The organism is Flavobacterium aquatile LMG 4008 = ATCC 11947 (assembly GCF_000757385.1).
GTDB lineage: Bacteria > Bacteroidota > Bacteroidia > Flavobacteriales > Flavobacteriaceae > Flavobacterium > Flavobacterium aquatile.
Map to the genome: position 1 here is coordinate 531,201 of NZ_JRHH01000003.1, position 25,901 is coordinate 557,101.

27 protein-coding genes are annotated in these 25,901 nt (G+C 32.3%); 9 read left to right on the top strand and 18 right to left on the bottom strand.

The window, feature by feature from the left end; all coding sequences use genetic code 11:
* Window position 1 precedes the first annotated feature (1 nt).
* The 4 genes from udk to LG45_RS08345 form a co-directional block, all read right to left on the bottom strand.
* Window positions 2–610 carry a uridine kinase gene (udk, locus tag LG45_RS08330; protein WP_035126078.1) on the bottom strand — a complete coding sequence of 203 codons (609 nt, stop codon included), beginning with the start codon at window positions 608–610 and terminating at the stop codon, window positions 2–4.
* Between the two features lie 80 nt (window positions 611–690).
* Entirely contained in the window at window positions 691–1,455 is a 765-nt protein-coding gene (locus LG45_RS08335; RefSeq protein ID WP_035126079.1) for a TIGR02757 family protein, read from the bottom strand.
* The gene (locus LG45_RS08340; protein WP_035126081.1) at window positions 1,448–3,145 is read right to left on the bottom strand and encodes an LIC_10190 family membrane protein; all 1,698 of its coding nucleotides are present in this window, start codon (window positions 3,143–3,145) and stop codon (window positions 1,448–1,450) included. The genes LG45_RS08335 and LG45_RS08340 overlap by 8 nt, the downstream gene beginning before the upstream one ends.
* A gap of 6 nt (window positions 3,146–3,151) precedes the next feature.
* The gene (locus tag LG45_RS08345; RefSeq protein ID WP_035126083.1) at window positions 3,152–3,814 is read right to left on the bottom strand and encodes an ABC transporter ATP-binding protein; all 663 of its coding nucleotides are present in this window, start codon (window positions 3,812–3,814) and stop codon (window positions 3,152–3,154) included.
* Between the two features lie 156 nt (window positions 3,815–3,970).
* Here LG45_RS08345 and folE point away from each other — a divergent pair, with 156 nt between their 5' ends.
* Both folE and LG45_RS08355 read left to right on the top strand, forming a co-directional pair.
* Entirely contained in the window at window positions 3,971–4,642 is a 672-nt protein-coding gene (gene folE / locus LG45_RS08350) for a GTP cyclohydrolase I FolE (protein WP_035126085.1), read from the top strand.
* Window positions 4,643–4,689: 47 nt separating this feature from the next.
* A complete protein-coding gene (locus tag LG45_RS08355; protein ID WP_035126086.1) occupies window positions 4,690–4,992 on the top strand; it encodes a hypothetical protein in 303 nt (100 codons plus the stop codon).
* A 29-nt stretch (window positions 4,993–5,021) separates the two neighbouring features.
* Here the strand turns inward: LG45_RS08355 and LG45_RS08360 are convergent, their stop codons facing one another.
* The 6 genes from LG45_RS08360 to LG45_RS08385 all read right to left on the bottom strand — a co-directional run bounded on the left by LG45_RS08360 (window position 5,022) and on the right by LG45_RS08385 (window position 9,920).
* The gene (locus LG45_RS08360; RefSeq protein WP_035126088.1) at window positions 5,022–5,336 is read right to left on the bottom strand and encodes a DUF6787 family protein; all 315 of its coding nucleotides are present in this window, start codon (window positions 5,334–5,336) and stop codon (window positions 5,022–5,024) included.
* 31 nt (window positions 5,337–5,367) lie between these two features.
* Entirely contained in the window at window positions 5,368–5,799 is a 432-nt protein-coding gene (locus LG45_RS08365; RefSeq protein ID WP_035126090.1) for a DUF6146 family protein, read from the bottom strand.
* A gap of 119 nt (window positions 5,800–5,918) precedes the next feature.
* Entirely contained in the window at window positions 5,919–6,488 is a 570-nt protein-coding gene (locus LG45_RS08370; RefSeq protein WP_035126091.1) for a hypothetical protein, read from the bottom strand.
* Window positions 6,489–6,625: 137 nt separating this feature from the next.
* Entirely contained in the window at window positions 6,626–7,579 is a 954-nt protein-coding gene (locus LG45_RS08375) for a D-2-hydroxyacid dehydrogenase (protein ID WP_035126093.1), read from the bottom strand.
* 56 nt (window positions 7,580–7,635) lie between these two features.
* The gene (serC, locus tag LG45_RS08380; protein WP_035126095.1) at window positions 7,636–8,727 is read right to left on the bottom strand and encodes a 3-phosphoserine/phosphohydroxythreonine transaminase; all 1,092 of its coding nucleotides are present in this window, start codon (window positions 8,725–8,727) and stop codon (window positions 7,636–7,638) included.
* A gap of 134 nt (window positions 8,728–8,861) precedes the next feature.
* Entirely contained in the window at window positions 8,862–9,920 is a 1,059-nt protein-coding gene (locus LG45_RS08385; RefSeq protein WP_035126096.1) for an acyl-CoA reductase, read from the bottom strand.
* Window positions 9,921–10,035: 115 nt separating this feature from the next.
* Between LG45_RS08385 and LG45_RS08390 the strand changes: the two genes are divergently transcribed.
* On the top strand, window positions 10,036–10,386 hold the full coding sequence (locus tag LG45_RS08390; RefSeq protein ID WP_035126098.1) for a 4Fe-4S dicluster domain-containing protein: 351 nt from the start codon (window positions 10,036–10,038) through the stop codon (window positions 10,384–10,386).
* Window positions 10,387–10,545: 159 nt separating this feature from the next.
* Entirely contained in the window at window positions 10,546–11,715 is a 1,170-nt protein-coding gene (locus LG45_RS08395; protein ID WP_035126100.1) for a hypothetical protein, read from the top strand.
* A 58-nt stretch (window positions 11,716–11,773) separates the two neighbouring features.
* On the opposite strand, the gene LG45_RS08400 is transcribed toward LG45_RS08395, so the two are convergent.
* The gene (locus LG45_RS08400) at window positions 11,774–12,313 is read right to left on the bottom strand and encodes a hypothetical protein (protein WP_035126101.1); all 540 of its coding nucleotides are present in this window, start codon (window positions 12,311–12,313) and stop codon (window positions 11,774–11,776) included.
* A gap of 222 nt (window positions 12,314–12,535) precedes the next feature.
* Here LG45_RS08400 and ychF point away from each other — a divergent pair, with 222 nt between their 5' ends.
* The 5 genes from ychF to LG45_RS08425 all read left to right on the top strand — a co-directional run bounded on the left by ychF (window position 12,536) and on the right by LG45_RS08425 (window position 19,624).
* A complete protein-coding gene (ychF, locus tag LG45_RS08405) occupies window positions 12,536–13,630 on the top strand; it encodes a redox-regulated ATPase YchF (protein ID WP_035126731.1) in 1,095 nt (364 codons plus the stop codon).
* Between the two features lie 10 nt (window positions 13,631–13,640).
* Window positions 13,641–14,294, top strand: a complete 654-nt coding sequence (locus tag LG45_RS08410; RefSeq protein WP_035126102.1) for a porin family protein — start codon at window positions 13,641–13,643, stop codon at window positions 14,292–14,294.
* A gap of 167 nt (window positions 14,295–14,461) precedes the next feature.
* Entirely contained in the window at window positions 14,462–16,321 is a 1,860-nt protein-coding gene (locus LG45_RS08415; RefSeq protein ID WP_035126104.1) for a DNA topoisomerase IV subunit B, read from the top strand.
* Between the two features lie 158 nt (window positions 16,322–16,479).
* A complete protein-coding gene (locus LG45_RS08420; RefSeq protein WP_035126732.1) occupies window positions 16,480–16,854 on the top strand; it encodes a GxxExxY protein in 375 nt (124 codons plus the stop codon).
* A gap of 58 nt (window positions 16,855–16,912) precedes the next feature.
* Window positions 16,913–19,624 carry a DNA gyrase/topoisomerase IV subunit A gene (locus tag LG45_RS08425; protein ID WP_035126106.1) on the top strand — a complete coding sequence of 904 codons (2,712 nt, stop codon included), beginning with the start codon at window positions 16,913–16,915 and terminating at the stop codon, window positions 19,622–19,624.
* A gap of 165 nt (window positions 19,625–19,789) precedes the next feature.
* On the opposite strand, the gene LG45_RS08430 is transcribed toward LG45_RS08425, so the two are convergent.
* From LG45_RS08430 to LG45_RS08460, 7 genes are all read right to left on the bottom strand, one after another.
* Window positions 19,790–21,574: a cytochrome-c peroxidase gene (locus LG45_RS08430; RefSeq protein WP_035126107.1), complete on the bottom strand. Its 1,785-nt coding sequence runs from the start codon at window positions 21,572–21,574 to the stop codon at window positions 19,790–19,792.
* Window positions 21,575–21,642: 68 nt separating this feature from the next.
* Window positions 21,643–23,118, bottom strand: a complete 1,476-nt coding sequence (locus LG45_RS08435) for a PhoX family protein (RefSeq protein ID WP_035126109.1) — start codon at window positions 23,116–23,118, stop codon at window positions 21,643–21,645.
* Between the two features lie 322 nt (window positions 23,119–23,440).
* Window positions 23,441–24,214, bottom strand: a complete 774-nt coding sequence (locus tag LG45_RS08440; protein WP_035126111.1) for a TerC family protein — start codon at window positions 24,212–24,214, stop codon at window positions 23,441–23,443.
* Between the two features lie 31 nt (window positions 24,215–24,245).
* On the bottom strand, window positions 24,246–24,632 hold the full coding sequence (locus LG45_RS08445; RefSeq protein ID WP_035126113.1) for a hypothetical protein: 387 nt from the start codon (window positions 24,630–24,632) through the stop codon (window positions 24,246–24,248).
* 11 nt (window positions 24,633–24,643) lie between these two features.
* Window positions 24,644–25,219 carry a DUF1572 family protein gene (locus LG45_RS08450; protein WP_035126115.1) on the bottom strand — a complete coding sequence of 192 codons (576 nt, stop codon included), beginning with the start codon at window positions 25,217–25,219 and terminating at the stop codon, window positions 24,644–24,646.
* Window positions 25,206–25,433 carry a DUF6095 family protein gene (locus LG45_RS08455; RefSeq protein WP_035126117.1) on the bottom strand — a complete coding sequence of 76 codons (228 nt, stop codon included), beginning with the start codon at window positions 25,431–25,433 and terminating at the stop codon, window positions 25,206–25,208. Before LG45_RS08455 ends, LG45_RS08450 begins: the two co-directional genes overlap by 14 nt.
* Before the next feature lie 2 nt (window positions 25,434–25,435).
* The gene (locus LG45_RS08460) at window positions 25,436–25,891 is read right to left on the bottom strand and encodes a hypothetical protein (RefSeq protein ID WP_035126119.1); all 456 of its coding nucleotides are present in this window, start codon (window positions 25,889–25,891) and stop codon (window positions 25,436–25,438) included.
* Between the last annotated feature and the right edge of the window lie 10 nt (window positions 25,892–25,901).

Here is a 25,901-nt window from a genome sequence, read left to right on the forward strand (position 1 = left end):
TTTATGTCAAACGTTGGTTGATTACGGCGCGAACTACGTCGATGGCAACCGTGTTGTATTTATCGTTGGGAATGATGATGTCGGCGAATGCTTTTGTAGGTTCGATGAACTGTTGGTGCATTGGTTTTAGTGTAGTTTGGTAACGGTTTAGCACTTCTTCCATATCTCTACCACGTTCTGCAATGTCACGTTTTAAACGACGAATTAAGCGTTCGTCTGAGTCGGCGTGAACGAAAACTTTGATATCAAACATGTCGCGAAGGTCTGGATTTGCTAGGATTAGAATGCCTTCTACAATCATCACTTTTCTTGGATGTGTGATAATTGTATCGTCGGTTCTGTTGTGTGTTACGAACGAATAAACTGGTTGCTCGATGGTTTTTTCGGCTTTTAGTTCTTTTAGATGTTGTACTAAAAGTTCGAAATCGATGGCGCGTGGATGATCAAAATTGATGTTGCTGCGTTCTTCATAACTCATTCCTACATTTTGTTTGTAGTAGGAATCTTGTGATATTATTCCGACTTCAGTTTCGGGTAATTCGTTCATAATCTGATGAACAACTGTTGTTTTTCCTGATCCTGTTCCGCCTGCAATTCCGATGATAAGCATGATTATTTGTTCTGTTTAGATTTGGACAAAAATAGATAAAAAAATACGAATTACGAATTAAAAATTACGAATTATCAATGTCAGAATTTTTCGAAAACACCTAATCCGAAAAGGGCAAAATCGTATTTTACTGGATCGTTTTGGTCAAGCTCGCGAAGATTTTTATCGAGTTCTGATAAAGCTTTTCCATCGTTTTGCTTTCTTGAAAGAAGTTCCAATTTTCGGGCTACATTGCCAGAATGAACATCTAATGGACAGGATAAAGCGGATGTTGGAATGGTTTTCCAGATGCCAAAGTCGACTCCTTTATTGTCGTTTCGAACCATCCAACGAAGAAACATATTGATTCTTTTGGCTGCTGAATTATTTAAAGGATCAGAAATGTGCTTTTGTGTTCGCGATTGGTGACTGATTTCAAAAAATGTTTTTTTGAATTCTGAAATGCTTTTTTGCATCGAATTAGTTTCGATATTTTTTGAAAATACAGTTTCCAATCCGTTGTGGTTTGTGTAAATGTGCTGTAATCCTTTTATAAATGTAGAAAAATCGCCACCATTGAAAGTTCTGTGAACGAAATTTTCTAATTTTTCTAAATCGTTTTCTGAATGTGACATGACAAAATCGTAAGGCGAATTTCCCATTAAATCCATCATTTTTTTGGAATTATTGATAATCATTTTGCGGTTTCCCCAAGCGATTGTAGCCGCAAGAAACCCAGATATTTCAATGTCTTCTTTTAGTGAAAATTGATGTGGAATTTGGATAGGATCACTTTCAATGAAATTCGGATTATTGTATAATTCCACTTTCTCATCAAGGAATTCTTTGAGTACTGATTTAGTCATTTGACGAAAGTTTTTTGGAGTAAAATCCGTCTTTTAAATCAGTAGTCGTTTGTTGTGGTAGTACTTGAAAATACTTCTCGAAATACTCAATTTGTGCTTTATTTACACTTGGTAAATCACCATTTCCAGAACCCCAAAAAAAGTAGTTGTTCGTTGGTGAATTGAATTTTAGATTACCTTTTTTAATAATTTCAAATGAAGTAGTCCACTTTGAATTGTTATGCGGATAAAGAACATTTGTAATAGAAAATCTACTGTTTTTGCTTATTAATTTGTTTTGAGTTAATGATTTATAACTTATTGGGAAAAATAATACTAAAACAATTAAAGCGATAGATAAATAATAGGAAGCAAAAATGAGTTTTTTATTGGCAAACCAGCAAGCAAAAATGAAGAAACTAAAAAACAGTGTTAAGTGAATGAAAAAGCGATATTGAGGCGATGTAAATAGTAGAATTAGTAATTGAAAAAGAATAACGAAATAGACTATCCAAACCGATTTTTTATTAAAATATTTAGAAATAAAGATTGGGCTGGCGGCCACAATTAGTATAGTTAGACCATTAAAAATTGCATTAATTTTGGACGATAAAAGCCATTTAATTGCAATTTGTGAAAAAGGTAATTGGTTCAATTCGCTTTCTGAAATGAAGTAATTATAACGCATTTGTTCTGAAAAGAAATAGCTAATTACATTTCTCGGAATGATGTGATTGTAATCCAATTCTAATCTTGTGAATGGAAATAATGGATATCCGGTTAACAAACTATTTTTAGCTATAAATAGAGATAAGAATAGCAATCCGAAGATGGTAATTGGAAGTAATTTAGGAGCAAATAATTTGAAATTATTGATTAATAAAATTATAGGAAGAATCAACAATGCAACAGATGTTACTTTGATAAATAGAGCAAATAATACTAAAAGTGTAATTAAATTAAATTTTTCAATTGTTGTGTTTTTGAAATTTTCGATAAAGTAAAAAAAGATGATAAACGTTAAAACGTAAATAGGAATATCTGGTGATGGTGCGCTGATAAACTGAAAGAAAAAGACATTTGCTAAAGGAAGCAATCCTATAATTAAATAGTTTTTATTTGTATTCGAAAAATATTCATTGAGTTTAAAAACAGCAAAAATATTTCCTAGAAGTAAACAAAATCCGCTTAAATCGTTGAAGTTTTTATATAGAAATGAGAAGTTAAAAGCACTTTGAGCAATATGCCAACCGCTAGTTTGTGCATAAAATATGTGCAAATTTCCTAAACCTTTTACAAATCCGTATTCGTTTAGCCATTTTATGGTTTGGATGTAATAAGACTCATTATCAATTACATACGGAATAGACGAACACTGTGCAATGATTAAAGTTGTGATTGCAAAAAAGAAGAACTTTAATGTTGCATTTAGATTTTTAAATTCATGAAAAAACGAATAGTATATCGATTTGATATCGGATTTAAATTTGAAAAAAATAGTCAAATTCAAAATTAGAAGAACGCTGTGAAATTCGATATTTATTCTTCCGAAAATTGCCCAAATACTTGCAAATAATGTTGCGGAAAGTAATCCAAGAAAAGTGGTTATAACAAAGTTATGATTTTTTACACCAACAATTTTATTTGTACAAAGACCAAGGTTAATTGTAATAAATAAAATATAAATCCATGATATAAACACTAACAGCATCGTTTATTATTTAGAAATTAATCCATCAACCATCACTAGTTTTCGGTCGGCCATATTGGCTAATTCTTCGTTGTGTGTAACAATCACAAAGGTTTGTCCGAATTCTTCTCGAAGTTGGAAAAATAATTTATGCAAATTTTCTGCCGATGTAGTATCTAAATTTCCTGATGGCTCATCTGCAAAAATAACCGCTGGCTTATTTATTAAAGCTCTTGCAACTGCAACTCGCTGTTGTTCTCCACCCGAAAGTTCGTTGGGTTTATGATCAATTCTGTGAGATAATCCTAAATATTCTATTAATCGTTTTGCTTCGATTTCGGTTTCTTTTTTTTCTTTTCCTGATATAAACGCTGGAATGCAAACATTTTCTAGAGCAGTAAATTCTGGTAATAATTGGTGAAACTGAAAAATAAATCCAAGATGTTCGTTTCTAAATTTTGAAATTAATTTATCATTCATTTTAAGAACTTCTTGTCCGTTGATGGTTAAAGTTGTTCCATTTTCATTTGATGGTTTGTCTAACGTTCCAAGTATTTGCAAAAGCGTTGTTTTTCCTGCTCCAGATGCACCAACAATAGAGACGATTTCTCCTTTTTTTATATGTAAATCAACACCTTTTAAGACCTGTAAACTATCGTAAAACTTATGAATATTTGTTGCTCTAATCATGCTTCAATTTTTCACAAAGTAACAAAGTATTTTGCTAAATAATGTCGTTATAGAAATTTTTTATCGTTCAATAAATTATAAATTAAAGTTAAAGCAAACTATTTGTTTAATTATTTCGTATTTTTGTTAAACAATATTAATCTCATAAAATTAGCCATGAACACACTAACTGAAAAAGAATTACAAGAATTGATTGGCGATAATCATCAAATGACATCGGCAGAAACACCTTTAAGAGCTGATGCTTTTGAAAAAACGGATGCAGAAAAAATGCAAACGATAGAAAAACACTTTCATATTATTATGGAAGAAATGGGATTGGATATGACGGACGACAGTCTCAGCGGAACGCCGCACCGAGTTGCTAAAATGTTTATTCAAGAAATTTTTTCGGGATTAAATCCTGCTAATAAACCTAAAATGTCTGTTTTTGAAAACAGTTATAATTACGACAAAATGTTGGTTGAAGCCAATATCAGTTTTAATTCTACTTGCGAACATCATTTTTTACCAATCGTTGGAAAAGCCCATATTGGTTATGTGTCTAGCGGAAAAGTAATTGGTTTATCTAAGTTAAATAGAATTGTAGATTATTATTCGCGTCGTCCACAAGTGCAAGAACGATTGATTATGCAAATTTTCAATGAATTAAAAACTGTGTTAGAGACCGATAATGTAATTGTGGTTATGGAAGCAACGCATTTGTGTGTTTCAAGTCGAGGAATTAAAGATGAGTCGAGTTATACTTCTACAATTCAATATGGTGGCGTTTTTAATGAGAAAGAAAATAGAAACGATTTCTTTAATTTAATGAAACAAGAAAAATAATTTGGCATTAGATTTGTATAATCATTTGTAAATAATAAATTTTTAAAATGATACTACAATCGGATGTTTTAACAAATGCAACTAACAAACAGCGTAACCTTTTTATAGGTATTGCATTTGATTTAATTGGTATGTTAACTTATTTAATTCCAATTTTTGGCGAAGTAGGTGATGTTATTTGGGCGCCAATTGCTGGATTTATGCTTTCGTATTTGTACAAAGGTTCGATTGGTAAAGTCAGTGGAGTTTTAGGATTTTTAGAGGAAATTTTACCTTTTAGTGATTTTATTCCAACATTTACACTTACTTGGATTTACACTTATGTAATTAAAAATCAAAACAATAATTAAAATTTAAAGGAACTTAACGGTTCCTTTTTTTATTTCTCAAAATAGTCTGCTATAAATCCGAGTTTCATACTTCTTAGCATTTTCTTTTCGAATGCCCAAAAGAACTTGAATTGCCCAAAAATAAATCCGAAGGAAACTAGTAAAATTTGGTAAACTGGAAAAATTAGAATAAAGTAAAGCGGATAATATATCCAACCTGAAACAGTATCTTTTGTAATTCCAATAAATTCTAAAATGGGTTTAGAAAGTAAAGCAGAAGTAGAACCAGTTACTGCAAAAACAACTAATATAACAACTACTTGCCAATTAGATGTGATGTTCCAGCGTTGTTTAAAATTACTCATTTGAAATTAATGTACTGCAAAATTACTCAAATTATGGTCTTGGAACAAATCCAGCAAGTCGTTGTTTGTTAGCTATTTGAAAATAAATAAAATAATTATATATCAAATAATTTACTTCATATCCATATTTTATTTGTGGATTATAATTTATTTGCATTTCATATAAATTACTATTGTATCGTTGTGGTTGTAATACTCTTGAATTCCATTCGGTTGCATAAATTCGGTTTCTATTCTCTAAAAAATTTTCATCATAATATCCTCTTGGTTTTGCCATACTATTAAGCCATGTACTAAATCCGATGTCAATAATTATAACTTCATATTCTAATTCTTCATTTGCAATTCTTATAGTATCAGATAATTTTGTTGTTTTTTCTGAAGTATTTGCAATTGATTTTGGTGCCGAAGAACAGCTAATCATGAATATTAAAATTAAAACTATGTAGATTAGATTCTTCATAAGATTTTTTATAAAGTTACTAAAAAATCAGAATAGTAGATTTAATTTTAAATTGGATTTAACAAAAAAAAAACACCCTAACGAATTAGAATGTTTTAGATTAATTTATTTTTCGAAAATTATTTTCCGCCAAACAGTTTTCCAAGTAATCCGCCTAATCCACCAGATTTTCCTGAAACTGCCGAAACTGCGTCGCTCATATCTACTTTACCATCAGCGTTTTGGTCTAGTCCAAATTGACCTCCGTATTTAGAAATGGCATCCATAATTCCGCCATTTGCTTGATTATCACCACCAGTTATTGCGCCAATAATATCATTAACATTGAAACTTGAATCGTTAGGATCTTTAGCTTTTCCTATTAGTGAACCTAAAATATTAGGAATCAAACTTCCAGCAACACCAGACGCAGCATCTGAACTTAATCCAAATTTTTCTCCTAAACTTCCAGATAATTTATCAGTAATTTGTTTTACAGCAGGATTTGATCCATCAGCCGCATTGTTTCCTTGAAAAAGTTCTGCTAAGTCTGAAATGTTTCCATTGGCGACCATTCCTTTTAAACTGTCAACAATAGAAGAGTTTGCCTCTTCTAAAACAGCTTGATTATTTTCGTTTGGAACTGCTGGATTGTTTACCACAGCATCGTTTCCAAATTGATTTACTAATTGTGTAAGTTGTTCAAACATAGGGTTTTGATTTTTAGTTATACACAAAGATATAAAACAATAAAATACGTTTTTCAGTTTGTAGTTTAAATTCTACAAAAAAATCCAAATCTAAATTACTTCAGATTTGGATTTAATATTTCTACAAAAAACAGGGTCTATTTTTTTAAAATTCCGATGATTTGTTCTGCTAGTTCTGTTCCAATTCTATCTTGTGCTTCAAGAGTTGCAGCACCAATATGTGGTGTTAGTGAAATTCTCGGATGCATCAAAATTTGAATCTCAGGAGTTGGTTCTTTTTCAAAAACATCCAATCCTGCAAATAAAACTTTGTCGTTATCTAAAGCTTCTATCAAAGCAACTTCATCAATAACACCACCACGTGCACAGTTTACAATTCCAACATTGTCTTTTAAAAGCGCAAATTCATCTTTTCCAATTACATAACCTTCTTGCGCCGGAACGTGTAAAGTTATAAAATCAGAATGCTTGAATAAATCCTCTAAAGGCTCTGTTATAATATCTACATTGATGAATTGTCCTGTGTAAAAATCAACTCTGATTTCGGCATTGCTAACAAATTTATCTGCTGCAATTACTTTCATTCCAAGTCCGAGTGCCATTTTTGCAACAGCTTGACCAATTCGTCCAAAACCAATAATTCCTAATGTTTTTCCACGAAGTTCTATGCCATTTGCGTAAGCTTTTTTCAATCCTTCAAAATTAGAATCGCCTTCAAGTGGCATATTTCTATTGGAATCATGTAAAAAACGAACTCCTGTAAATAGGTGTGCAAATACTAATTCGGCTACACTTTCGCTCGATGAAGCTGGCGTGTTTATAACGTGTTTGCCATTGGCACGAGCATATTCTACATCAATATTGTCCATTCCAACGCCGCCACGACCAATAACTTTTAAGCCTGGACAAGCATCAATAATATCTTGACGAACTTTGGTTGCACTTCGCACTAAAAGCACCGCAACATCATTTGTATTTATAAAATTGGCAACTTGCTCTTGAGCAACTTTGGTTGTAATTACTTCAAAACCACCTTTTTCTAAAGCTTTAATTCCACTTTTTGAAATTCCGTCGTTGGCTAATACTTTCATTTTTTTGTCATTGCGAGGAACGAAGCAATCTCATCCTCTAATTTATTAATTATTTTTTATGCTGTAATTACAGATTCGTTTACTGCAACTTCCAATTTTTTCATCACGTCAACTAAAACTTGAACGCTTTCTAACGGAAGTGCGTTGTACATTGAAGCGCGATATCCGCCAACAGAACGATGTCCTGGCAAGCCAGAAATTCCGGCGTCTTTCCACATTTTATCAAATATTGGAGCATGTGATTCATCGTTTAACAAGAACGTTGCATTCATGATACTTCTATCTTCAACGGCTGCAGTTCCTTTAAATAATGGATTTCTATCGATTTCAGCGTATAATAATTCGGCTTTAGCTTCATTGATTTTTTCAATTGCTGCAATTCCGCCAAGATTTTTTAACCATTGTAACGTTAAAAGCGATGCATAAACTGGAAAAACTGGTGGCGTATTATACATACTTTCGGCAGCAATATGCTTTTGATAATCTAACATACTCGGAATATATCTTCCCGATTTCCCAAGGATTTCTTCTTTTACAACTACCAATGTTGCTCCGGCTGGACCCATATTTTTTTGCGCACCAGCGTAGATTAAATCAAATTTTGAGAAATCTAAAGTTCTAGAAAAAATATCCGAACTCATATCACAAACAATTGGCACGTTTAGTTCTGGAAACGATTTCATTTGTGTTCCAAAAATAGTGTTGTTGCTTGTGCAATGAAAATACGATGCATCAGATGGAACTGAATAATCCTTCGGAATATGATTGTAATTTTGCTCTTTTGATGAACCAACTATTACTGTTTCACCAAAATGTTTTGCTTCTTTGATGGCGTTATTTGCCCATGTTCCAGTATCTAAATAGGCTGCTTTTCCATCAGATTTCATTAAATTATAGGGTACCATTAAAAATTCTAAACTTGCTCCACCATGAAGAAATAAGGCTTGATACCCTTTTCCTTCCAATCCTAAAAGTTCTAAAACCAATGTTCTAGCTTCGTCCATAACAGCAACAAAATCTTTGCTTCTGTGTGAAATTTCTAGAATTGATAAATCAGAATTATTAAAATTTAAAATGGCTTGAACCGATTTTTCGAATACTTCTTGTGGTAAAATGCAAGGTCCGGCGCTGTAGTTGTGTTTTTTCATTGTAAAATTAATGCAAATTTAAAGATGCAAATTTCGGAAATAGCTCACGAAAAAGCGGTTACAATATAGCAATAATTTAGCGATGTTATTAACGAAAACGTAATAGTTTATAACAATTTTTAAGAATATTTCAGTCAGATTTGCTGTAAAAAGGCGATAGTATCTACATTGTCCGCATAATCCCAAAGTTCTGGTTTTTGAGTTTTTCCGAATGGAATGCTATTGTTTACAAGGCCTTTAGAAACAATACACTGAATTTGTTCGGAATCATTTTCTAATTTTGATTTGATTTCTTCAAGGTTTTCATAAAATTCGTAAAAAACAGATGAAATAGGCGATGCGTAGCTCGAATCTTCCTTGATTGTTAAGAATTCGTTATCTAACAATTTGAAATTACTCATTAAGAAAACGGCTTTGTTGTAATCATAATTATTGGCGTATTTTTCATAATGAATGACATCGCCATACTTGAAAATCGCTTTGAAAAAAGTTTGAAAATCATACTCTTTCGGAACAAAAATTTTCGAGACATTTCTGCATCCTAATCCAAAATACCTAAAAATATCTTCGCCAAGATTTTCTAAATCCTCATGAGATTCGGTTCCATCTAAAACGGCAACTGAATTTCTATTTTTTCTAATGATACTTGGTTTGTCTTTGAAATAATATTCGAAATATCGTGCAGTATTATTACTACCAGTGGCAATTACAGCATCAAAATTTTCTAATTTCCCATCGGTAAAAGTGATGAATTCTTCTAAATTGGAATCAACTGAAATAAGATATTTGGCTAAAAATTTTATTAAATGTTGATCATTCGAAGATGTCTTTACCAAAACTTTATGTCCGGAAATTAAAACCGATAAAAAATCATGAAAACCAACTAATGGAATATTTCCTGCTAGAATTAATCCTACAGTTTTTGGAGTAACATTTGATAAATCATAATTTGAAAGCCACTGGTCAATATTCTCTTCCTTTAAAGCATCTGCCCACGATTGAACCGAAAAATAAACTTGCTCTGGAGTGAACCATCCGTTGTGAGACTGCGATAATTCAATTAAAGAAAGGAAGTCATTATAAAACAAATTGTTGTTTAAAACAGACTCTTTTTGTGTTGAGTTGTCTAAGGCAAATTGGCTTAAAAATTTTCCTAATTCAACAAAACATTTTTTTTTCTCGAATTGTAACATATGTTGCTTGTTTATGAATGGTTTTGATTGTAATTTTGCACAAAATTAAACAATTCATTTAGGATAGAAGTTTTTTTAAATCTAATATCTAAAAATTAATATCAAAAAGTAAAAAATGGCAATCATTATAACAGACGAATGTATCAATTGTGGTGCTTGTGAGCCAGAATGCCCGAACACTGCAATTTACGAAGGAGCAGACGATTGGAGATATAAAGACGGAACGAAATTAAAAGGAAAAGTAATTCTTCCTGATGGAACCGAAGTTGATTCTGACGCAGCACAAACTCCGATTTCTGATGATATTTATTATATTGTTCCAGGAAAATGTACTGAATGTAAAGGTTTTCATGAAGAACCTCAATGTGCTGCAGTTTGCCCTGTAGATTGTTGTGTGCCTGATGAAAATCACGTTGAAAGCGATGAAACACTTTTAAACAGACAATCGTTTTTACATAACGAATAATTTCTGTAGAGATTTGGTATCTAAACCTTTACAGAATCTAAGAATTTACTTCACTTAAAGTATTTTCCTTATTAATAAAAAGTAACGTTTGAATTAATTTCGTATTTTTTCCTAAATTTAATCAAAATATTATTTATTTTCGTTAAATATTTAGCGAATATGAAAAAAATCTTTGCGTTTCTTTTTTTGATTTTATCTTCTATTTCTTATTCTCAAAACGCTGAGATTGTATTAGTTTTAAAAGACGCCGATACCAAAGCTGTTATTGAAGATGCAACGGTTTTGGTTTTAAGAACTAAACAAGTAAATTTAAGTAATTCTGAAGGTAAAGTTTCCTTTGTTTTAAAAGGAATTTCGGGAATTCAAATTACGCATACTTCCTATCAAAGTGTTACCATAAGGTCATCCAATTTGAAAGAAAAAGAGAACGTTATTTACTTAAAAAATAATGTTACTAATCTTGATGAACTTATATTAACTAAACAACATCCACAAAAAATACTAGCCAATTTAATAGAAAATTCTACCAATAAATTATCTGTTCCAGCACGATTAAAAGTCTATTCCAGAGAGTTTTTTAAGCTCAACGGAGTTTGTTCTAATTATAATGACGGACTTATGAATTTTCAGTTATTTGGGAAACCCAAAAAGATTTCGTCAGCAATTTTAGTCGAGCAAAATCGATCGTATGGCTTAGTTAACGTAAATATCAGTAACGAACTTTTGGGCTACAATTTGAATGATATCATTGAGAACTATTACAATTTTAAATACCTATTACCATTATTACAACCAAGAGCCAAAAAGGAGTTTGATTTTTTAATAAAAGCTACATCAGAAAACGCCGATTATTACATCATGTTTGTAACGCCACTTGACACTGCCACCGGATTATTAGATGATTTTACAATTACTTACGACAGAAAAAAGAAAATTATAATTGAAGTAACTTCAGAAGTAACACCAGCGACGATTGTCAAATTAAAAGAACGAAAAGGTAATAATGTGAAAAATATTTATAAATCATTTTTTAAAACAATTTATCGATCGGATGCTTCTAATTATTATTTGTTGAGTTCAAGAGAAGAAATTGGTTTCGAACGAATTCAAAGAAATAATTCGACTGACATTCAAGTAAAAAACAGTTTTGTAACTACTAATTTCAGCACGCAAAACTTTTCCTATAAAGAAAGTGAAGTGTTTAAAGACAAAACATTGTTTAATAAAAAGAATGTAATTCTAAATAATTATTGGGAAATTTCAGGTTTAGCAGCAACTCCAGAAGAAGATGAAATAATTCTAAGTGTAGCTGATAGAGGTGAAGAATAAAAAAAGTTCCAACTGTATAAACAAATTGGAACTTTAAGATATATAGAGATTATGTTTTTTATTTCACAATTTCAAATTTCTCTCTTTTCATAGTATCCGATTTAGAATCGTAAGTTTCTAAAATGAAATTTCCATCAGTATCATAAAATCCTACAGCAACTTTATTATCATTTACATAAATGTAGTTATTGTTAGACGTTTTACGTAAAATCCCTTTCGATTTGCTATCAGGAGAAGTCAAAGTATAACCCGATTTGTCAGATTGCATTTGATATTTTTGTCCATCTAACATATAATAGGCTGAGTGGTCAACATTTACTTCTTGAACTTTTCCATCAATGCTGATTTCTGTAGTTTTTACTACATCAACTGGACTTGGAACTTGATTTATATTAATTGTATTAGGTTTTTCTTCACCTAATTCAATTTTTTGCACTTCTTTCGTGTCTTCTGTTTTAACTAATTTTCTTTCTCCTTGAGAATCTTTAATAGTTGTTATAGTAGTTTTAGTTTCCGATTTTACATTTTTTGGTGCTTGTGCAAAAGTGTTAGCAGAAAATGCAAAAACTGTAGCGAAAGTTAAAAGTATAGTTTTCATAATATAAATGTTTATTAATTAATACATTACAAATTTAGCAACGACTTAAATAATTTCTGTTACACAATTTTTATTATAATTTATACTATTTACATTGTTCTGTACTAAAGTCTTATCGATAATTTTAAATTATAACTTATATTTGCACACTTTTTAAAATAAAACGTACCGATGAAACGCTTTTGCGTTACATATCAACAAATAAAAAAATATCAAAAAGATATGAAAGCAGGAATTGTAGGATTACCAAACGTAGGAAAATCGACTTTATTTAATTGTTTATCAAATGCTAAAGCGCAAAGTGCTAACTTTCCGTTTTGTACAATTGAGCCCAATATTGGTGTGGTTAACGTACCCGATCCAAGAATTAATCGTCTTGAAGAATTGGTAAAACCACAAGCTGTTCAAATGGCAACTGTTGATATTGTTGATATTGCAGGATTGGTAAAAGGAGCAAGTAAAGGTGAAGGTTTAGGAAATCAATTTTTGGCAAACATTAGAGAATGTAACGCAATTATTCATGTTTTGCGTTGTTTTGATAACGATAACATTGTTCACGTTGACGGAAATGTAAACCCAATTCGCGATAAAGAAACGATTGATATTGAATTGCAATTAAAAGATTTAGAAACGGTTGAAAAGCGTTTAGAAAAAGTAAATCGTGCAGCTAAAACTGGTAACAAAGAAGCTCAAGTAGAAAAAGCACTTTTAGATAGAATTCGTGAAACATTATTGCAAGCAAAATCTGCAAGGACTGTGGAACCGCAAAATCAAGACGAAATCGAATTATTGGAAGATTTTCAATTAATTACAAACAAACCAGTATTGTATGTTTGTAATGTTGACGAAAATTCAGCAGTAAACGGAAACAAATACGTTGACCAAGTTCGTGAATTAGTAAAAGATGAAGATGCTGAAGTTATTATCCTTTCAGTTGGAGCAGAAGCCGATATCACCGAATTAGAAAGCTACGAAGAACGTCAAGTTTTTCTTGAAGATATGGGATTGACTGAACCAGGTTCGGCAGTTTTAATTCGTGCGGCTTACAAATTATTAAAACTTCAAACATATTTCACAGCAGGAGTTAAAGAAGTTCGTGCTTGGACAATTAACGTTGGTGATACAGCACCAAAAGCAGCAGGAGTAATCCACACCGATTTTGAAAAAGGATTTATCCGTGCCGAAGTTATTGCTTTCGATGATTATTCTTCTTTAGGTTCAGAAGCTAAAGCAAAAGAAGCAGGTAAACTAAGAGTAGAAGGTAAAGAATACATTGTTAAAGATGGTGATGTGATGCATTTTAGATTTAACGTTTAAAATAAATTTTATGAAAAAAATAGTTTTTATTTTATTATTTGAAATCTTCATTACTAGTAGTTGTTTTGCTCAAGATAATTTGAAGTTTGGACTTAATAGTGGATTGACCTATTCAAGTTTCCGTGGTAATCCAATGGTTGAAAATTTTGATGCTGGATTTGATTTTTTGGTGGGAGTTTCATTTGAATATCAATTAAAAGAGCGATTATCATTAGTTGCTAATGTAAATTACGATAGAAAATCATTAAATGATGAGCCATATATAGAATTTCAAAGTCCTGATGATCCAGCTTTTTATGAAAAAGTAAAAATTAAATTTAAGAATCAATTTATATCAATACCGATTATTTTGAAATATAAATTTGATAATAGTAAAAGCTTTTACATTAATGGTGGACCATTTTTGAGCTATTTGCTAAAATCAGAGCTTACTAATAATTATGACGATATAAATTCGGATTTTACAGATAACATGAAATCCTTTGATTTTGGTTTTGTTTTTGGTGTTGGAAAAACATTTAAATTGAAAAATAATAGTGAAATAAACATTGAAATAAGAGAAAATTTGGGTTTAGCAAATATAAGTGCATTACCTGTTGTTGGCGACGGTTCTATTAAGTCAAACTCTTTCAATCTAATATGTAATTATTCTTTTAAATTGTAAAAGGAATTATCTCACAAGAAAAACTGCTAAATTTTAGCAGTTTTTTTTTACATTAAAATGTATTTACATTAAAATAATTGTCAAAAACATTCTTAATAACTTTGATGAAAACCATTAAAAAATCTACTCAAAATGCACTATATTAGCTGAAATTCGATTTTTTAAAAATGGCAGACGAAACTAAATACGACGAAGACAATATACGCTCACTCGATTGGAAAGAACACATCAGAATGCGTCCCGGAATGTACATCGGGAAACTCGGTGATGGTTCGTCTCCAGATGACGGAATTTATATTTTACTAAAAGAAGTAATCGACAACTGCATCGACGAATTCGTTATGGGCGCAGGAAAAGTTATCGAAGTTACCATCAAAGATAAACTCGTAACTGTGCGAGATTATGGTCGTGGAATTCCTTTAGGAAAAGTAGTTGACGTAGTTTCCAAAATGAATACCGGAGGAAAATATGACTCGAAAGCGTTTAAAAAATCGGTTGGTTTAAATGGAGTTGGTACCAAAGCTGTGAATGCTTTATCCAATTATTTCCGTGTGGAATCGGTTCGTGATAACCAACAAAAAGCTGCCGAATTCTCTGAAGGAAATCTAACCATTGAAGAAGATGTAATTGAATCAACCAAGCGAAAAGGAACAAAAGTTGCCTTTATTGCAGATGAAGTTATTTTCAAAAACTATAAATACCGAAATGAGTACATCATCAAAATGCTCAAAAATTATTGTTATCTAAATCGCGGATTAACAATATATTTTAACGGTGAAAAATACCTTTCAGAATTTGGATTAAAAGATTTATTGGAAGAAACAATTACTGAAGAAGACATGCAATATCCAATCATTCATCTTGAAGGTGAAGATATTGAAATTGCATTAACGCACAGTAAATCACAATATTCAGAAGAATACCATTCGTTTGTAAACGGACAAAATACAACACAAGGTGGAACGCACTTAAACGCGTTTCGTGAAGCTATTGTAAAAACCATTCGTGAATATTACAACAAAGGTTTCGAAGCTTCAGATATTAGAAAATCAATAGTTTCAGCGGTTTCGATAAAAGTGGAAGAACCTGTTTTCGAAAGTCAAACTAAAACCAAATTAGGTTCTAACGATGTTGGTCCGAATGGTCCGACAGTTCGAACGTTTATTCATGATTTTATAACAACCAAACTCGATAATTTTCTACATAAAAATCCAGAAACAGCCGATTTACTTTTGCGTAAGATTTTACAAGCCGAACGCGAACGTAAAGAACTTTCCGGAATTAGAAAATTAGCTAAAGACCGAGCGAAGAAATCAAGTTTGCACAATAAAAAATTGCGTGATTGTCGTGTGCATTTAACCGATGCTAAAAATCCGAGAAGTTTAGAAAGCACGCTTTTTATTACGGAAGGAGATTCGGCTTCGGGTTCGATTACCAAAAGTCGTGATGTGAATACGCAAGCCGTTTTTAGTTTGCGAGGTAAGCCATTGAATTCTTACGGAATGTCGAAGAAAATTGTCTACGAAAACGAAGAGTTCAATTTGCTTCAAGCGGCATTGGATATTGAAGAAAGTATTGAAGATTTACGTTACAACAACATCGTAATTGCCACCGATGCCGATGTCGATGGAATGCACATTCGATTGTTACTGATTACTTTTTTCCTTCAATTTTTTCCAGAAATGATCAAAGAAGGGCATTTATATATTTTGCAAACGCCGTTATTCCGTGTTCGAAATAAAAAAGAAACTATTTATTGCTACTCAGATGAAGAACGTCGCGATGCAATAGAGAAATTAAAACCAAAACCAGAAATAACTCGATTTAAAGGATTAGGAGAGATTTCACCAGATGAATTCAAGCATTTTATTGGAGAAAGTATCCGTTTAGATCCAGTAATGTTAGACAAAGCCACATCAATAGAAACGTTGTTGGAATTTTACATGGGTAAAAATACACCAGATAGACAGATTTTCATCATCAATAATTTGAAAGTGGAATTGGATAAGGAATTGGTTGAGAAGTAAGTTGGTGGAGCACAAAGTTGCACAAGGTTTAGCACAAAGTCACACAAAAAAACGTTTTGAAACTTACTTTAAACTTTGAAAACAATTGCTCCAAAAAAAAATAAAAAAACATAGTGAAACTTGGTGAAAACTTTGAGTTACATAGTGCTACAAAAAATATGGTTGAAGAAAATGAAATAAGTAGAATTATTTTAGAATGTGCTTTTAAAGTTCACACCAAACTTGGTTCAGGTTTATTAGAAAAAGTTTATAGAGAATGTTTGGCTTTTGAACTTGGAAATTGTGGATTAGATGTTGAGCAAGAAAAGGCATTTCCAGTAATTTATGATGAGATAAAGTTTGATTGCGGTTACAGAGTTGACATAATTGTAAATAAAAAAGTCATAATTGAATTAAAAGTAGTTGAAGATTTTGCAATTGAACACACAGCTCAATGTTTAACTTATATGAGACTTTCAGATTGTAAATTAGGCTTGCTATTGAATTTTTATAAAAGATCATTGAAAGACGGAATTAAAAGATTGATTATATAAACATTGTGATACTTTGTGTAAAAACTTAGTGAAACTTTGTGCTACAAAAAAGGCATAAATGAAAGACGAAGAAGAAGATAACATTAACGAAGAAGAAACTAACGACGAGTTAGAATCAACCAACGACGAAATTGCTGACGAAGGCTTTGAGGACATAGTTTCTACAGGCAAAAATCACTTTTACGACAACGACGAAAATCCAGAAGATACCATTACCAAAGTTACAGGAATGTACAAAGATTGGTTTTTGGATTACGCTTCCTATGTAATTCTAGAACGTGCTGTTCCTGCAATTGAAGATGGGTTTAAACCAGTTCAACGTCGTATTATGCACTCGCTGAAAGAGTTGGATGATGGTCGTTATAATAAAGTAGCCAATGTTGTTGGTCACACAATGCAGTATCATCCTCACGGAGATGCTAGTATTGGTGACGCTATGGTGCAAATTGGTCAAAAAGAGTTGCTCATAGATTGTCAAGGAAACTGGGGAAATATTCTAACCGGCGATAGTGCTGCGGCTTCGAGATATATTGAGGCACGTTTGTCAAAATTTGCTTTAGAAGTTTTGTATTCTCCAAAAATCACCGATTGGGGAATGTCCTATGATGGTCGTCGCGCCGAACCCAACAATCTTCCGGTAAAATTCCCATTGCTTTTAGCTCAAGGTGCTGAAGGAATTGCGGTTGGTTTATCGACTAAAGTGTTGCCCCACAATTTCAACGAATTGATTGATGCTTCGATAAAAATTTTAAAAGGAAAACCGTTTACATTATACCCAGATTTTCAAACTGCCGGAATTGCAGATATTTCTAATTATAACGATGGACTTCGTGGCGGACGTGTTCGTGTTCGTGCCAAAATTTCGCAATTAGACAAGCAAACTCTGGTAATTACTCAAATTCCGTTTTCGACCAATACATCGACATTGATTGACAGTATTTTGAAAGCGAATGAGAAAGGTAAAATCAAAATCAAGAAAATTGAAGACAATACCGCTGCCGAAGTTGAGATTCTAATTCATTTATTTCCAGGAGTTTCTCCGGATAAAACGATTGATGCTTTGTACGCGTTTACAGCTTGCGAAAGCTCGATTGCGCCTTTGGGTTGTGTAATTGAAGATAACAAACCGTTGTTTATTGGAGTTTCTGCTATGTTGAAAATTTCGACCGAAAGAACGGTTGATTTATTGAAAAAAGAACTCGAAATTCAATTAGAAGAACTTAAAAATAAATGGCATTTCTCTACTTTAGAAAAGATTTTCATTCGTGAAGAAATGTATATAGATTTCAAATTGTATTCTGATAGAGAATCGCTTTATGAATACATGTACAAACGATTTGAACCATTTGCAAAGTCATTTGTACGTGACATTGAAGACGAAGATTTGCAAAAATTAACCCAAATTCCAATGATTCGTATTACGCGTTTTGACTCGGATAAAGCGGATGATTTTATTTCCAAATTGGAAGACGAAATGAAAGAAGTGCAACATCATTTAGATAATCTGATTGATTTTGCTATTGATTATTTTACCAGATTAAAAGAGAAATACGGAAAAGGTCGCGAGCGTCAAACAGAGTTAAGAAGTTTTGAAAATATTGAAGCTACCAAAGTGGTTTTAAGAAACACAAAATTATATGTAAACAAAGAAGAAGGTTTCTTTGGAACAGGTTTGAAAAAAGACGAATACGTTGCCGATTGTTCGGATATTGATGATGTTATCGTTTTCTTGCGCGATGGAAAAATGATGATTGCCAAAGTCGATGATAAGAAATTCGTTGGAAAAGATATTATCCACATTGCGGTTTTTGATAAAAATGATAAGCGAACCATTTACAATATGATTTATCGTGATGGTAAAAACGGTTCTACATTCATTAAACGTTTCAATGTATCGGGCGTGACTCGTGATAAATTTTACGATTTAACACAGGAAAAACCGGGATCGCAAACTTTATATTTCTCAGCAAATCCTAATGGTGAAGCTGAGGTTGTAACAATTTTATTACGTCAAGTTGGAAGTGTAAAAAAACTAAAATGGGATGTCGATTTCACCGATATTGCTATAAAAGGTCGTGCTTCTCGTGGAAATACGGTTACCAAATATCCAATTAAGAAAATTGAATTGAAAGAGAAAGGAATTTCTACTTTGCGTCCGAGAAAAGTTTGGTTTGACGATACAGTTCAAAGATTGAATGTTGATGGAAGAGGTGAGTTGTTGGGTGAATTTCGTCCAAATGATCGTTTGTTGATTATCAATCAAAGTGGAAAATTGAAAACCATTATTCCAGAGTTGACAACGCATTTTGACGAAGACATGATTGTTCTTGAAAAGTGGCATCCGAAAAAACCAATTTCTACTATTTATTATGATGGCGAGAAAGAACGCTATTTTGTAAAACGATTCTTAGTTGAAAACGAAAATAAAGAAGAAATTTTTATCACCGAACATGAAAAATCACAATTAGAAATTGTTTCAACCGATTGGCGGCCAGTTGCTGAGTTAATTTTTGCGAAAGTAAAAGGCGTTCAAAAAGAAAATCAAACGATAGATTTAGAACAGTTTATTGCTGTAAAAGGAATAAAAGCTTTGGGTAACCAATTGACAGCAGATAAATTGAAACAAGTAAATTTACTAGAATCATTACCATACGAAGAACCAGAAGAACCAGTTGCTGAAGAAATGGAAGTTTCTGGTGAAGACAATGTTTCCGACGATATTCAAACAGAATTGGATGAAGATGGACAGATAACGTTGAGTTTGGAGTAGCTAATTCCAGTCAATATTCTTAAATATTTTAACATCTATTCAATACAAATACTATCTAACCCTGATAGAAATGAAAATAAAAAATGCCTTGATTGTTTCAAGGCATTTTTTATTGTAATAGATAGCAGGAATAGGGATTATTGAAAATGCACAAGCCATTCGTTTCTAATTCTTGTTATCGGATAGCGTTTTCATGAAGGCAACAAGTGCTTTTTGTTCGGTTGAAGTTAAATTCAGAGCATCTGATGGTAAAGTTTGATTTTCTACGTTAATTCCTGTACCAATTCCGCCACCTTTATTGTAGAAATCTACTACTTCTTCGAGTGTTGTAAAAACTCCGTTATGCATGTATGGTGCGGTTTGAGCAATATTTCTTAGCGTAGGTGTTTTAAAAGCGTTCTTAAGTTGCGCCATTTTGTATTGCGTAAATCTACCCAAATCGGGACTGATAATTTTACCGTTTTTTACTTGTGGCGTACCTATAACTTCTTGCTCGGTTTTTTTGTAAATAGGAGGAACGGTTCCATTAAAAAGCGGAATGAAATGACATGTTGCGCATTTTGCTTTTCCTGCAAAGAGATTAAAACCAAGTTGCTCTTCGCTTGAAAGTGTAGTGGAAGTACCTTGAAAATGGGTGTCAAATTTAGAGTTGAATTTGTTTAACGAACGGATGTAACTTGCAATCGCATTTTGAAGTTGCCATTCTTGTACTTCGGTTTTTTGAGGAAAGGCTTTGTTAATTAGAGATCTATATTTTGGATTTTGACTTATTTTAGGCAAACTGTTTTTTAAGTCACCGTGCATTTCCTCTTTATTCTGAATAACATCTTTGCTTTGTTTTTCTAAATCGGTTTGGCGCATGTCCCAAAATTGTGCGTTTTGCAACGAAGCATAAGTAACTGTTGGCGTGTTTCTTGGAAGGCTTGTTCCAGTAAGTGATTGATTTGTTTTTAATCCATCGGTGAAGGCCTTTTCTGGATTGTGACAAGATGCACAACTTCTGTTTTGGTCTTTGGATAATGCGTTGTCGTAGAATAACATTTCACCTAATTTGGCTTTTTCTGCTGTATATTTATATTCATCAGACGGAATAAAAGCATTTACGTTGAACGTGTTTTTTGCAAAAAGTGAAGTTGCATTTGGGTTGATGGCGTTGTTCTTAATAACATTTGGAATGCTATTTTCTTTTTGAAATTGTACTAATTTTTCGCTAATTGGATTTAGATAAGTTTTGATAAACGTTGCTCTATCAAAAGTATTAAAATCGGAATTGGATTTGCAAAAGAGAACTGCTTTGTCAATTAATGATGTAATTTGACTTTCGGTTTTTGATTTCTTTGTATTTAATTTATATACCAAACTTTTCAAAGACAACAAACTAGCTTGCGTTTCTGGAATTGATTGTAAAGCAATAGGCGAGTCGAAACCTGTAATTCCTAGAGTTAAAATTCGGTATACTTCCATTTTTGTTGCGTCCAAAACATAATCCGGTGTTATGGTTATTGCTTTTAGATGTTCGCGTACTTGTGCTAAATTTCCTTTAAGTACGGCAATTTCTCTAAGTAATTCGGTTTTATTTTGGGTTTCATATTTAGGAAAAAGTAATTCTTCAATAACTTGAAATCCGTTGGGTGACAAAAATTTGTTTTCTTCTACTTCTAGTTCGTCTAGCGCAGGTCCATTTATAAATCGGGCTGGATCGGGTGTAAAATATTCTACAGCCCATTCTATTTTTTTGTAGGCTATTCGGGTTTTAGAAAACGCGTTGTGAATTTCGGTTTCGCTTTTATTTGAAGAAACAACTTTGCTTAATTGAGTTACTTGGTTCCTAACTTCTTCTACATTTGAAAGTAATTCGGCTTGAATTGTGATTGGGGTGTATTCTTTTTGGCATCCAAATAGTAAGAATGTTACAAGTAGCAGTGCAATTTTTGGTAATAATAATTTCATTTTAAGAATTTAATATAAAGTGAAAAAGCAACCCATTACAGGTTGCTTTTAAAGTATTGAGTGTCAAATTATCTTTGAACATTTCTTATGATTATCGTTTGACCACCTTCTTTGTTGGTGTTCAATCCGCTTCCATCCGCATTTAAAAAAGCATCTTTTTGCCAAGTATGTGGGTGAATGTTTACATAGAATGTTCCTGGAACTCCAATTACATCTGAGATATCTTCCATAGCACCATATTCCCAACTTCCGAAACGCATTTCACCAGATTGATTGTAAGTACTGTTCCATGTAGCATCAGTACGTTTGTGGTTCATTGTTAACCAAGGTACATTAGTTTTTGTTGAAATTTTGTATTGCCAAATGTAAGAATCGTGTTGAGCAGCAGTATAATAAGAATCTCCGTCTTCTTGTGTGTAAACATAGTTTTCTGTCACACAAATGTTATCTGGATTGATTATTCCAGTTCCAGGAGTTGCATCACCATTGATAACTAATTCTAATTTTCCAACTAACGGATTGTTGTTGTCTAAAACCAATTTATAAACTCTTCCCCACATTGTAAAACCTTCAACAGGCATGTTAGCACTTGCTTGACCTGTAGCTGTAAAATAGATTTCTCTATTGTTTTTCGCTGAACCTTTTCTATAATCTACGTCTTCAACTCTAGAAAAACGAATTGCTCCAAGCGAATTTACAGCCGTGTTAATAGCAGCACCAGTTAAGTTTTTAGCATTTGGAATTTCAACAAAAGAAACGTCAAATGAAGAACCAATGTTTATAGAAGTTTCTACCTGGTTGCCATCATTTCTTTTTAAAGCGTATAATTTTCCGTTAGATAAATCACCTACAGTTGTGCTCATGTACATAATTACTTGTCCTGCACTTGAATGTGAAGTTGCGTACGATTGATCTTCACCAATTAAAATTACAGTTTTTCCAGGATAGGCTACTTTAGGAAGTGGAACTGCGTTTTCCATACTTGCTTTTCCTAGTGCTGGCAAAACTCTATCTGTTCTAGATTTATCTGTTGTAGGACCAAATGGATCAATACCATGAACCATACTTTCTTCACCACTTTCTCCTGCTGTTAAAAACATTGGGCCAAAACCATTTAATTGTGGTGTTGCTAAAGTTGCAGAACATAAACGTGTTAAACCACCAACTGCGTCAACTATGTATTCACCTTTAATAGGCTTTAGTGCTTTATCAAAATAAACTCTTGAAACCGATTTTAAAATTTCGTGATTGGTAATCATTACATAACCATCACCAGCAGGATCTTTCATGAAACCAGCACCATCTGGTTGTGCACCAAATACAAAACTTGGCGATTGTGGTAAAACGTCTGGACTGCTTAATAACGAAGTGATTTCTAAATCTTCAAATCCTTCTTTTGCTACTGCCAATGGTGGAACAGAAGATGAGTAAGAGAAATCGATGTCTTGGTTTACACTTTTTCCGTCTTCATCATCTTGACAGCTTATTGTTGCAATAGATAGTAATGCTACTGCAATAACTTTTTGTAAATAATTCTGGTTCATAATAATTTGTTTTAAGTTTTTTATTTGAAGCCAAAATTATTGCAAGGAAATCGTAATCGTTTTAAGTGAAAATTTTCAATGCATCAAAAAAAGGTAAATTTCAGTTTAAGATAAGTTTAAGATGTAACTATTTTGTAAAATTATGATGAGTTAATTGCTTTAAAACGTCTTAAAAATTTTGAAATTCATTCAATACAAATACTACTTAACCCTGATAGGAATGAAAATAAAAAACCTTTCTGGTGTTCAGAAAGGTTTTTTTATTGTAATGGATAGCAGGAATACGGAAACCAAGAATTCCCGAGCGATTCGTTTCTACTATTTATTTTTTAGTTTTTCTCATTTTCATATTGATGAATTCTACTGCAAGCGAGAAGGAAATGGCAAAATATAAATAGCCTTTTGGCACGGCGCCAACATGTTGTCCAACTAATTCTGCATTAGATAGGTGCATGCTTTCTGTGATTAACATAAATCCGATTAGGATTAAAAATGCTAATCCTAGAATTTGAATAGAAGGATTTGCATTGACAAAATTTCCAACAGGAACTGCAAATAACATCATTACACCAACCGAAATTACAACGGCAGTAATCATGATAGTTAATGCGCCTTCGATTCCGTTTGTCATTCCAACAGCAGTTAAAATACTGTCTATTGAGAAAATTAAATCTATAAGTAAAATTTGAACAATAACATTGCTGAACGACTTGCCAGCAGAGGTTTTCATGTCTTTTTCTTCTTCACCTTTGTGGTCTACTTTTTCATGAATTTCTTTGGTGCTTTTGTAAATTAAAAATAAACCTCCAAGAAGTAAAATCATAGCCTGACCAGTAATTTCGGCAGAAAACCAACCTAAGTCAAAACTAAACCACGGTGCTTTCATTGCAATTAAAAGTGTTATTCCAAACAGCAATCCAATTCGCATAAACATGGCTAGAAATAAACCAATTCTTGTGGCTCTTTTTCTTTTTTCGGCAGGTAATTTTCCAGTAACAATTGATATAAAAATGATGTTGTCAATACCAAGAATAATCTCCAAAAAGGTTAGAGTTAAAAGTGCAATCCACGCATCTGGGTTTAAAAATACTTCCATTTCTTTAATTGGTTTTTAAAATCTTTATAAGTTAATTAATTTTTGTTACTGTTCCTTTTTGAGTTTTGGCATCGCCCACGAAAGAATATTCAAAGGTATAGGTTTTATCTTTAGTACTCAAAATTTTCATGGTAATTGCTTTTTTCTCTTGCATATTTTTGGGATGTGTTTTTTGTAAGATAAATTCGCAGTCACTCAACCATCTTACAGATGCTGTATCGGTTTTGCCATTATAGGTTTCTATTTGCAAACTATCGTTTCTTTCAAATGTTGACGTTTGTTTCTTGCCATCAATTTCTTGAGTAAATTCAAATTTTCCGGTTTTAAAATCAGTGCATTTGCGTTCTTGTTGGTAGCAAGACGTTAAAACTGTTAGAATAAGTATATTGTATAAAGTAAATTGTATTTTGAATTTCATTAGGATTTTTTTTATTGTAGTTTCTTTAATTCATCGTCAGTAAAATGCTTCAACGTTTTTTCTTTCGAAAATTTATCAGCATTATAACTTGTAGATTTATTTTTAGGAATGGACAAACTATTCCATTCATTAATTTTTAACATCTTGGCATAAAATACAATTTGACCAATATGATATGGATAATGTGCTAATTGCCTGTTTATGGCGTCTAATGCAGTTTGTCCTTCGTTTCTAATGTAAATTATTTTATCTAAATCTTCTGGTTTTAAATCATTTATAGTATTAAAAAAGCAATTCCAACCAGTGTTCCAAGTTTTTAAAAGTGCTTCGCGAGTTGTTGTGGATTCAACAAATTCGGCATCGCGATTGCGCCATTCTTTTTCACCATCTGTTGTTAAAAAATCAGTCCATCTAGAAAGCATATTTCCCGACATGTGATTTATAATCGTACTTATTGAGTTAGTATCTTCATTTGCAGAATAAAACAATTGATTCTCTTCTAATTGTTCCATGGCTTTTTCGGCAATCGTCTTGTAATAAAGCATTTGCTTTTTTACACTTTCTAAATAAGTATCATTTTTCATCATTAAAAACTGCTTTTACGATGGTATTTAATCCTATAAATGCAAGAACAACAGCTGTTATGCAAAGCAAACATCCAACAGATAAAACCACATAATGAAAATCATTTTTCTTATTCATAAAGGCGTTGTACATCACACTTGGTCCGATAAACATAAGTGGTAATGCGCCAAATAAATATTTTACGCCTTTAGATAAAAGTTCTTTGTTGGTTGCCATTGTTAGAATTTAAGCTGAATTCCGCCACCATTTTGGTTCACAACTATATTTAATTTAAGGTCATTATAACCTGTAGTTTTCAAACCTTCGTTATACATTTGAATTCCTTGACGCATTTTTTTATTCTTTCCAATCAAAACCGGAATAGAAACTCCAATTAATCCAGCGCCAATGTATGTTCCAGCACCAGGATATTTTTCATCGCTAACCAATCCTTTTACTAAATCACCAACTGTAAAAGCAACGCCAAGTCCAAGTAATAAAGTTCCGGTAGATTCTTTACTTTTTCCTTTTTTGAAAGTAGCCAAAGCTTGCGGATTTGCAGCCAATTTTTCTCTCACATCTCGGCTAGAAATTTGCGAATCATTCACAAAATAACGTCCACCTCGAATTTCAATTTCTTGCGAAAAAGAATAAGTTGAACATAAGATTACAAGTAAGAAAAGTATTTTTTTCATGATGGTATTT

Bases quoted from the DNA above. Each gene is read 5' to 3' on its own strand.
- udk (WP_035126078.1), bottom strand. From the start codon at position 610: ATGCTTATCATCGGAATTGCAGGCGGAACAGGATCAGGAAAAACAACA.
- LG45_RS08335 (WP_035126079.1), bottom strand. From the start codon at position 1,455: ATGACTAAATCAGTACTCAAAGAATTCCTTGATGAGAAAGTGGAATTA.
- LG45_RS08340 (WP_035126081.1), bottom strand. From the start codon at position 3,145: ATGCTGTTAGTGTTTATATCATGGATTTATATTTTATTTATTACAATT.
- LG45_RS08345 (WP_035126083.1), bottom strand. From the start codon at position 3,814: ATGATTAGAGCAACAAATATTCATAAGTTTTACGATAGTTTACAGGTC.
- folE (WP_035126085.1), top strand. From the start codon at position 3,971: ATGAACACACTAACTGAAAAAGAATTACAAGAATTGATTGGCGATAAT.
- LG45_RS08355 (WP_035126086.1), top strand. From the start codon at position 4,690: ATGATACTACAATCGGATGTTTTAACAAATGCAACTAACAAACAGCGT.
- LG45_RS08360 (WP_035126088.1), bottom strand. From the start codon at position 5,336: ATGAGTAATTTTAAACAACGCTGGAACATCACATCTAATTGGCAAGTA.
- LG45_RS08365 (WP_035126090.1), bottom strand. From the start codon at position 5,799: ATGAAGAATCTAATCTACATAGTTTTAATTTTAATATTCATGATTAGC.
- LG45_RS08370 (WP_035126091.1), bottom strand. From the start codon at position 6,488: ATGTTTGAACAACTTACACAATTAGTAAATCAATTTGGAAACGATGCT.
- LG45_RS08375 (WP_035126093.1), bottom strand. From the start codon at position 7,579: ATGAAAGTATTAGCCAACGACGGAATTTCAAAAAGTGGAATTAAAGCT.
- serC (WP_035126095.1), bottom strand. From the start codon at position 8,727: ATGAAAAAACACAACTACAGCGCCGGACCTTGCATTTTACCACAAGAA.
- LG45_RS08385 (WP_035126096.1), bottom strand. From the start codon at position 9,920: ATGTTACAATTCGAGAAAAAAAAATGTTTTGTTGAATTAGGAAAATTT.
- LG45_RS08390 (WP_035126098.1), top strand. From the start codon at position 10,036: ATGGCAATCATTATAACAGACGAATGTATCAATTGTGGTGCTTGTGAG.
- LG45_RS08395 (WP_035126100.1), top strand. From the start codon at position 10,546: ATGAAAAAAATCTTTGCGTTTCTTTTTTTGATTTTATCTTCTATTTCT.
- LG45_RS08400 (WP_035126101.1), bottom strand. From the start codon at position 12,313: ATGAAAACTATACTTTTAACTTTCGCTACAGTTTTTGCATTTTCTGCT.
- ychF (WP_035126731.1), top strand. From the start codon at position 12,536: ATGAAAGCAGGAATTGTAGGATTACCAAACGTAGGAAAATCGACTTTA.
- LG45_RS08410 (WP_035126102.1), top strand. From the start codon at position 13,641: ATGAAAAAAATAGTTTTTATTTTATTATTTGAAATCTTCATTACTAGT.
- LG45_RS08415 (WP_035126104.1), top strand. From the start codon at position 14,462: ATGGCAGACGAAACTAAATACGACGAAGACAATATACGCTCACTCGAT.
- LG45_RS08420 (WP_035126732.1), top strand. From the start codon at position 16,480: ATGGTTGAAGAAAATGAAATAAGTAGAATTATTTTAGAATGTGCTTTT.
- LG45_RS08425 (WP_035126106.1), top strand. From the start codon at position 16,913: ATGAAAGACGAAGAAGAAGATAACATTAACGAAGAAGAAACTAACGAC.
- LG45_RS08430 (WP_035126107.1), bottom strand. From the start codon at position 21,574: ATGAAATTATTATTACCAAAAATTGCACTGCTACTTGTAACATTCTTA.
- LG45_RS08435 (WP_035126109.1), bottom strand. From the start codon at position 23,118: ATGAACCAGAATTATTTACAAAAAGTTATTGCAGTAGCATTACTATCT.
- LG45_RS08440 (WP_035126111.1), bottom strand. From the start codon at position 24,214: ATGGAAGTATTTTTAAACCCAGATGCGTGGATTGCACTTTTAACTCTA.
- LG45_RS08445 (WP_035126113.1), bottom strand. From the start codon at position 24,632: ATGAAATTCAAAATACAATTTACTTTATACAATATACTTATTCTAACA.
- LG45_RS08450 (WP_035126115.1), bottom strand. From the start codon at position 25,219: ATGATGAAAAATGATACTTATTTAGAAAGTGTAAAAAAGCAAATGCTT.
- LG45_RS08455 (WP_035126117.1), bottom strand. From the start codon at position 25,433: ATGGCAACCAACAAAGAACTTTTATCTAAAGGCGTAAAATATTTATTT.
- LG45_RS08460 (WP_035126119.1), bottom strand. From the start codon at position 25,891: ATGAAAAAAATACTTTTCTTACTTGTAATCTTATGTTCAACTTATTCT.